Genomic DNA, 7,164 nt, shown 5'->3' on the forward strand with positions numbered 1-7,164 from the left:
CGCCGATCCGCAGAGACGGGAACCAGAGATGCAGACCTTCGCCACCACCGCCCCGATCACCACCGTCATCGACCTGCCGGCCGGCCGGATCCGCCTCGTGGCGGGCGACCGCGCCGACACCACCGTCGAGGTCCGGCCCGCCGACGCCGCGCGGGGCCGCGACGTCACCGCCGCCGAGCAGATCTCGGTCGACTACGCCGACGGCGTGCTGCGAATCGCCGCCGCCCCGGCCCGCCACCAGCTCATGGGCCCCACCGGCAGCGTCGAGATCACCGTCCGGCTGCCGGCCGGCTCGCACGTCGAGGCGAAGGTCTCCGACGCCGACGTGCGCGGCACCGGCCGGCTCGGCGACGTGACCCTGACCGCCGACCGCGCCGCGGTCGAGCTCGCCGAGACCGCCGCCGCCCACCTCACCGTGCTGGCCGGCAGCATCACCGTCGGCCGGCTCGGCGGCCCGGCCGGGATCAGCACCGACCACGGCGACATCGACGTGGCCGAGGCGGTGCACGGCGCGGTCGTGCTGCGCACCCGGTCCGGCGACGTGACGGTGGGCGCCGCCCGCGGCGTCTCCGCCGTCCTCGACGCCGCCACCGGCCACGGCCGGATCGGCAACGCCCTCCGCAACGACGGCACCCCCGGGCTCACCATCAGCGCCACCACCGGCCACGGCGACATCACCGCCCGCAGCCTCTGAGCCCCCACCACCCCCGACTCCCCCACCACTCCCGAAGGGCACCGAATCCCATGAGCAACGCGCACTCCCCCTGGTCCGGCACGGTCGCGATCGAGGACACCGCCCTCGCGGTCACCGACACCGGCGGCACCGGCCGCCCGGTGGTCTACCTCAACGGCTCGTACGCCGACCAGTCGCACTGGCGCCGGGTGATCGCCGAACTCGGCGACGGCTTCCGGCACATCACCTACGACGAGCGCGCCCGCGGCAGGTCCCGGACCTCCTCGGACTACTCCTTCGAGGCCTGCCTGCGCGACCTCGACGCGGTGCTCACCGCGCGGGGCGTGGAACGGCCGATCCTGATCGGCTGGTCCTACGGCGCGGCCCTGGCGATCCACTGGGCCGCACGGCACCCGGACCGGGTCGCCGGGGTGGTCTCCGTCGACGGCGCACTCCCGCACGAGTGGCTGACCGAGGAGACCAAGGTGCAGATCCGCCGGCTGTTCCGTCGGCTCAGCCCGCTCTTCCCGGTCGCCCGCCGGATCGGCATGGCCGCGCGGATGAGCGCCGCGCAGCACGCCGAGATCAACATCGAGATCAACGAGCTGCTCGCCCCGGCCGCCATCGACCCGGTCTTCGACCGGGTGACCGCACCGGTCCGGTACGTGCTCGCCACCGGCGGCAACCTGGGCGGCGAGGCCGAGCTGATGGAGTCGATCCGCGCCAACATCGACCCGGTGCTGGCCCGCCGGCCGAACTTCCGGGTCTCCGCCAAGGTGCCCAGCAACCACTCGAAGATCCTGCGCAAGGACTTCCGGGCACTGGCCGAGGCGGTCCGCGAGGTCGCCGCCGTCCGGGAGCTCCCGCTCGGCTGAGCCGTGGCGGACGGCCCCGCCGCCCGCCACGGTCCTACTCCCGTACGGTGTCCGCCAGTTGCCGGGCCAGCACCGCCGGCGCCGTCACCAGCGAGGGCCCGTACCAGGTCAGGTGGCGGCCGCTGACCAGGGCCGCCGGCACCCCGGGGAAGGCCTCCGGTCCGTCCGTCGCCGTGAAGCGGTACGGCTCGTCCGGCAGCACCACCAGCTCCGGGCCCGATGCCCGCAGCTCCTCCAGCGGAACGGCCGGGTAGCGCTCCGCGTGGTCGGCGTACAGCTGCTCGACGCCGAGCCGGCGCAGCAGGTCCCCGGCGAAGGTGTCGCGGCCCAGCACCATCCACGGCCGCCGCCAGATCGGCACCACCGCCCGGACCGGCTCGCCCGTCGGCCGCGGAAGTCCGGCCCACGCCCGGCGCGCCTCGGCGAGCCAGGGCTGCGCGGGCAGTCCGCACGCGCCGACCAGCATCCGCTCCAGCGAGTCGAAGGCCTCGTCCAGCGTCCGGACCACGGTCACCCAGACCGGCACCCCGGCGGCCCGGAGCGCGTCGAGCTCGACCGCCCGGTTCTCCTCCTCGTTGGCGACCACCAGGTCCGGCCGCAGCGCGACGATCCGCGCCACGTCCGGGTTCTTGGTGCCGCCGATCCGCACCACGTCCAGCTCCGCCGGGTGGCTGCACCAGTCGGTGGCGCCGACCAGCAGGCCGGGCGCGCTCTCGGCGATCGCCTCGGTGAGCGAGGGCACCAGGGACACCACCCGGCGCACCGCGCCGAGCCGGACCCCGGCGCCCAGGTCGTCCCGCAGCAACCGCTCCCCGCCGGCGGCGGCGGACGCGTCGTCGGGGGCGGGGGCGGGTGCGGAACCGGTGGCGGACACGGTCCGACCCTACGCCACCCGCACCGCCGACCCATCGGTCGCCCGATGCCACCCATCGGCCCGCGCATTGGCGGGCCCGCGGGCACCCGGCCTACGGTCGAGGACGTACCCGTACCGACCGCGCACCAGACGAGCGGAGCAGCACCCGATGTCCAAGATCCTTTTCGTGATGACCGGCGCCGACCACTGGACCCTGGCCGACGGCACCGAGCACCCGTCCGGCTACTGGGCGGAGGAGGCGGTGACCCCGTACGAGGCGTTCACCGCCGCCGGGCACCAGGTCGTCGTCGCCACCCCGGGCGGGGTGGTCCCGACCGTCGACCGGGGCAGCCTGTCGCCCGAGGCCAACGGCGGACCGGAGGGTGCCGCCCGGATCGAGCGGGCGCTCGCCGCCATGCCCGAGCTGCGGCAGCCGATCGGCCTGGACGAGGTGAAGCTCGACGAGTACGCGGCCGTGTTCTACCCGGGCGGCCACGGCCCGATGGAGGACCTGTCGGCCGACCCGGAGTCCGGCCGCCTGCTGGTCGACGCGCTGGCGTCCGGCCGCCCGCTGGGCGTGGTCTGCCACGGGCCGGCCGCGCTGCTCGCGGCGGTCACCGCGGACGGCACCAACGCCTTCGCCGGCTACCGGGCGACCGCGTTCAGCAACACCGAGGAGACCCTGGCCGGCCTCGCCGAGCGGGCGAAGTGGCTGCTGGAGACCCGGCTGGTCGAGGCGGGCGTGGACGTCCGCACCGGTGAGCCGTGGGCCCCGCACGTGGTGGTCGACCGCAACCTGGTCACCGGGCAGAACCCGGCCTCCTCCGCGCCGGTCGCCGCCGAGCTGCTCGGCAAGCTGGCCTGACCGCCCGGACCGGCCCGGACCGGCCGCGCACACCGCCCGGAACGCACGGATGCCCGGCAACCCCTGGGGGTTGCCGGGCATCCGCCACTTCTGCGGTCACTGCGGAGGTTCGTCGCGGAACTGCTCCTTGGCCTTGTCCTGAGCCATGTCGACCTGGCCGCTGTACCGGCCGCCGGTCTTCTCGTCGGCCATGTCGCCGGCCTTGTCCACGGCCTTCTCGGCCTGGTCCTCGTGGCCCTTGAGCATCTGCTTGAGCTTGTCCATCATCGACATCCTGGTGCCTCCTCGGCGGTGACCCCCGCTCCCACCTTCACCGCAGGAGCAGGGGTCCGCCCAGGTAGTACGCCATCCGTGTGACGGACGCCGGGCCCGGGGGCCGGGTCAGACCGCCGGGGCCGGGAAGGTCGGGTACTCGACGCCGGAGACGTGCTGGACGACCCGGACCACCTGGCAGGAGTAGCCGAACTCGTTGTCGTACCACAGGTAGAGGATGGCGTTGTCGCCCTCCACCTTCAGCGCACCGGCGTCCACGATCGAGGCGTGCCGCGAGCCGATGAAGTCGCTGGAGACCGCGTCCGGCGCCGTGGTGAAGTCGATCTGGCGCTTCAGCGGCGAGGTCAGCGAGATGTTCCGCAGGTACTCCAGGACGTCCTCGCGGTCCGTCTCGGTGGCCAGCTGCAGGTTCAGGATCGCGATCGAGACGTCCGGCACGGGGACGCGGATCGAGCTGCCGGTGATCTTCGCCTTGAGCTCCGGCAGGGCCTTGGCGACGGCCGAGGCGGCACCGGTCTCGGTGATCACCATGTTCATCGGCGCGGAACGGCCGCGACGGTCGGCCTTGTGGAAGTTGTCCAGCAGGTTCTGGTCGTTGGTGAACGAGTGGACGGTCTCCACGTGGCCGCGGAGCACGCCGTACTTGTCCGCCATCGCCTTCAGCGGCGGGACGATCGCGTTGGTGGTGCAGGACGCGCAGGAGATGATCTGCTCGTCCGGCTTCACGGTGTCGTGGTTGACACCGTGCACGATGTTCGGGACGTCGCCCTTGCCCGGGGCGGTCAGCACGACCTTGGCGATGCCGGGGCGCAGGTGCTTGGACAGGCCCTCGCGGTCGCGCCAGCGGCCGGTGTTGTCGATCAGGATCGCGTCCTTGATCCCGTACGCGGTGTAGTCCACCTCGGACGGGTCGTTGGAGTAGATCACCTGGATCTCGTTGCCGTTGGCGACGATCTTGTTGTTGGCCTCGTCCACCGTGATGGAGCCCGAGAACTGGCCGTGGATCGAGTCGCGGCGCAGCAGCGAGGCGCGCTTCACCAGGTCGTCGCCACCGCTGTTGCGGACCACGATCGCGCGCAGCCGCAGGCCGTTGCCGCCGCCGGCCTTCTCGACCAGCAGACGGGCCAGCAGGCGGCCGATCCGGCCGAAGCCGTACAGCACGACGTCGCGGCCCTCGCGGCGCTCCAGCTTGTTGTCACCCAGCGCACCCGCCACCGCCTGGGCGGTGAACTCCTCCACCGACAGACCGCGGTCGTCGGCCTTGTACATCGCGGCGAGCATGCCGATGTCGATCTGGGAGGGGCCGAGGTCCAGCGTGGTGAGCGCGCTCAGGAACGGCAGCGTCTCGGTGACCGACAGCTCCTCGCCGTCGATCTGGCGGGCGAATCGGTGAGTCTTCAGGATGCTGATCACCGACTTGTTCACCAGGGAACGGCTGTGGACCAGGACGTTCACGTCCCGCTCCCGGTGCAGTCGCCCAATGATCGGGATCATCGACTCCGCGATCTCCTCGCGGTTGATCCAGTCCGTGAACACGTCGTCGTTGACAGTCACAAGTCCATCTTTCGAGCTAGAGGAGGGTGGGGCCATGTTAACGTTCGAGCCTTTTCCGCTGACCAGCGGCCTACGTCACACTCCGCTGTGTCCGCCCGGCCGGTCCACCGACCCGCTCGGCGCCGACCGGCAACTCTCCCGCCGCTGAGCTCGGTTGACGGGCTGTCGACCGGCTGCACGGGACGGTCCCGCCGGGAGGTCGACGTGGCCGAATTCACAGCAAGGCTGCGGACCCGACTGTCACCGAGAGTGCCGGGCCGGACGCCCGGCGGCGGGGGAAACCGCTCCCGCCGGTCCGGTGCCGCCTCGTACGATCGCCGCCGCCCCGCGCTGTCCGCGACGGAGGACGGCGGGCCCGCACGGAGGGGGACGGGCCTGCAGGTGGCGGTGGCCCTGCTGCTGTCCGCCTCGGGCACGCGGCGGCGGGGGCGCGGCTCAGCCGCTCGACCCTCGCGCTCACGGACAGTTCCGTCCCGGTGGCGGACACGGCCGGCCCGGTCCGGCGCTCCCCCCGGCGCACCATGCTGCTGGGGCACCCCGGCCGTCACCTACGCCAGCCGCACGCTGGAGCTCCGCATCGGGAGCGGGAAGGCCGACACCGGGCCGGGCGCCGCCGTCCGACACCTGGTCGCCGCACGGAACCCGGCGGCGCCCGCCGGCCGGGTCGCCGCCTCATGGCGGACCGCTCCACAGCCGCTATTGTTAACGCTAACAATTGTCCCGTCAACCCTCTCCACAGGCGCCGCTTGTGAGACCCAACGGTGATCGCGGCAACCCTTGACGGGGTTTCTGTGAGCGTTAACACTCGTGAAACGCCGAGGCCGCGCGCCGATCGCGGCACATCACTGGAGGAACTGTGCGCAAGCTTTCGATGGCCCTCGCCGCTGCGGGCCTCACGCTGTCCCTGGCCGCCTGCGGCCAGAGCGCCAACGGCGTCGGGGACGGCGCCTCGGGCGCGGCCAAGGGCGACGCCAAGGGCGGGCTGGTGGGCATCGCGATGCCCACCAAGTCGTCCGAACGTTGGATCAACGACGGCAACAACATGGTCAAGGAGTTCCAGGCCAAGGGGTACAAGACCGATCTCCAGTACGGCGACAACGTCGTGGAGAACCAGGTCGCCCAGCTGGAGAACATGATCACCAAGGGGGCGAAGCTCCTGGTGGTCGCCGCCATCGACGGCTCCTCGCTCAGCAACGTGCTGCAGAAGGCGGCGGACGCCCACATCCCGGTGATCTCCTACGACCGGCTGATCCGCGGCACCAAGAACGTCGACTACTACGCGACCTTCGACAACTACAAGGTCGGTGTCCTGCAGGGCACGTACATCGCCGACAAGCTGGGCCTGAAGGACGGCAAGGGCCCGTTCAACGTCGAGCTCTTCGCCGGCTCGCCGGACGACAACAACGCGACCTTCTTCTTCAACGGCGCGATGAGCGTGCTCAAGCCGTACGTCGACGAGAAGAAGCTGGTCGTGCAGTCCGGGCAGACCGCCTTCAACCAGGTGGCCACCCTGCGCTGGGACGGCGGCGTCGCCCAGTCCCGGATGGACAACCTGCTCAGCAAGTCGTACACCTCGGCCCGGGTAGACGCGGTGCTCTCGCCCTACGACGGCATCTCGATCGGCATCCTGTCCTCGCTCAAGGGCGTGGGCTACGGCTCGGCCGGCAAGGCGCTGCCGATCGTCACCGGGCAGGACGCCGAGCTGGCCTCGGTGAAGTCCATCATCGCCGGCGAGCAGACCCAGACGGTCTACAAGGACACCCGCGAACTGGCCAAGGTGGCCGTCCAGATGGGCGACGCGGTGCTCACCGGCGGCAAGCCGGAGGTCAACGACACCAGCCAGTACGACAACGGCGCGAAGACGGTGCCCGCGTACCTGCTGCAGCCGGTCAGCGTCGACAAGGAGAACTACTCCAAGGTGCTGGTGGACAGCGGCCAGTACACCGCGGACCAGCTCAAGTAACGGACCGAAGTGGGGGGGGGGGGGGGGGGGGGGGGGGGGGGGGGGGGGGGGGGCGCCCCCCCCCCCCCCCCCCCCGCCGCGCCCCGCCCCCCCCCGCGCGCGCCGCGC

At 72.2% G+C, this 7,164-nt stretch carries 7 protein-coding genes; 4 read left to right on the forward strand and 3 right to left on the reverse strand.

Features of this window, described 5'->3' with window-relative positions; all coding sequences use genetic code 11:
* Nucleotides 1-28 precede the first annotated feature (28 nt).
* Nucleotides 29-694, forward strand: a complete 666-nt coding sequence (locus tag ACGFX4_RS36870; RefSeq protein WP_393084467.1) for a DUF4097 family beta strand repeat-containing protein — start codon at nt 29-31, stop codon at nt 692-694.
* A gap of 50 nt (nt 695-744) precedes the next feature.
* Nucleotides 745-1,548 carry an alpha/beta fold hydrolase gene (locus ACGFX4_RS36875; protein WP_393084470.1) on the forward strand — a complete coding sequence of 268 codons (804 nt, stop codon included), beginning with the start codon at nt 745-747 and terminating at the stop codon, nt 1,546-1,548.
* A 34-nt stretch (nt 1,549-1,582) separates the two neighbouring features.
* Here ACGFX4_RS36875 and ACGFX4_RS36880 read toward each other — a convergent pair whose 3' ends face one another.
* The gene (locus ACGFX4_RS36880; protein ID WP_393084491.1) at nt 1,583-2,350 is read right to left on the reverse strand and encodes a helical backbone metal receptor; all 768 of its coding nucleotides are present in this window, start codon (nt 2,348-2,350) and stop codon (nt 1,583-1,585) included.
* 220 nt (nt 2,351-2,570) lie between these two features.
* Between ACGFX4_RS36880 and ACGFX4_RS36885 the strand changes: the two genes are divergently transcribed.
* Nucleotides 2,571-3,266 (forward strand): type 1 glutamine amidotransferase domain-containing protein, encoded by a 696-nt coding sequence (locus ACGFX4_RS36885; protein ID WP_393084473.1) that lies wholly within the window; start codon nt 2,571-2,573, stop codon nt 3,264-3,266.
* Between the two features lie 96 nt (nt 3,267-3,362).
* Here the strand turns inward: ACGFX4_RS36885 and ACGFX4_RS36890 are convergent, their stop codons facing one another.
* Both ACGFX4_RS36890 and ACGFX4_RS36895 read right to left on the reverse strand, forming a co-directional pair.
* The gene (locus tag ACGFX4_RS36890; RefSeq protein ID WP_393084476.1) at nt 3,363-3,539 is read right to left on the reverse strand and encodes an antitoxin; all 177 of its coding nucleotides are present in this window, start codon (nt 3,537-3,539) and stop codon (nt 3,363-3,365) included.
* Nucleotides 3,540-3,647: 108 nt separating this feature from the next.
* The gene (locus tag ACGFX4_RS36895) at nt 3,648-5,093 is read right to left on the reverse strand and encodes a glyceraldehyde-3-phosphate dehydrogenase (RefSeq protein WP_393084479.1); all 1,446 of its coding nucleotides are present in this window, start codon (nt 5,091-5,093) and stop codon (nt 3,648-3,650) included.
* An 871-nt stretch (nt 5,094-5,964) separates the two neighbouring features.
* Between ACGFX4_RS36895 and chvE the strand changes: the two genes are divergently transcribed.
* Nucleotides 5,965-7,056, forward strand: coding sequence for a multiple monosaccharide ABC transporter substrate-binding protein (chvE, locus tag ACGFX4_RS36900; RefSeq protein ID WP_393084495.1), 1,092 nt, complete (start codon nt 5,965-5,967; stop codon nt 7,054-7,056).
* Nucleotides 7,057-7,164: the final 108 nt, after the last annotated feature.

The sequence above is a fragment of the Kitasatospora sp. NPDC048365 genome (assembly GCF_043200835.1).
Taxonomy (GTDB): Bacteria; Actinomycetota; Actinomycetes; order Streptomycetales; family Streptomycetaceae; genus Kitasatospora; species Kitasatospora terrestris.

Excerpts from the sequence above, each read along its gene's own strand:
- chvE (WP_393084495.1), top strand. The coding sequence starts at position 5,965 with ATGGCCCTCGCCGCTGCGGGCCTCACGCTGTCCCTGGCCGCCTGCGGC.
- ACGFX4_RS36875 (WP_393084470.1), top strand. The coding sequence starts at position 745 with ATGAGCAACGCGCACTCCCCCTGGTCCGGCACGGTCGCGATCGAGGAC.
- ACGFX4_RS36870 (WP_393084467.1), top strand. The coding sequence starts at position 29 with ATGCAGACCTTCGCCACCACCGCCCCGATCACCACCGTCATCGACCTG.
- ACGFX4_RS36885 (WP_393084473.1), top strand. The coding sequence starts at position 2,571 with ATGTCCAAGATCCTTTTCGTGATGACCGGCGCCGACCACTGGACCCTG.
- ACGFX4_RS36890 (WP_393084476.1), bottom strand. The coding sequence starts at position 3,539 with ATGTCGATGATGGACAAGCTCAAGCAGATGCTCAAGGGCCACGAGGAC.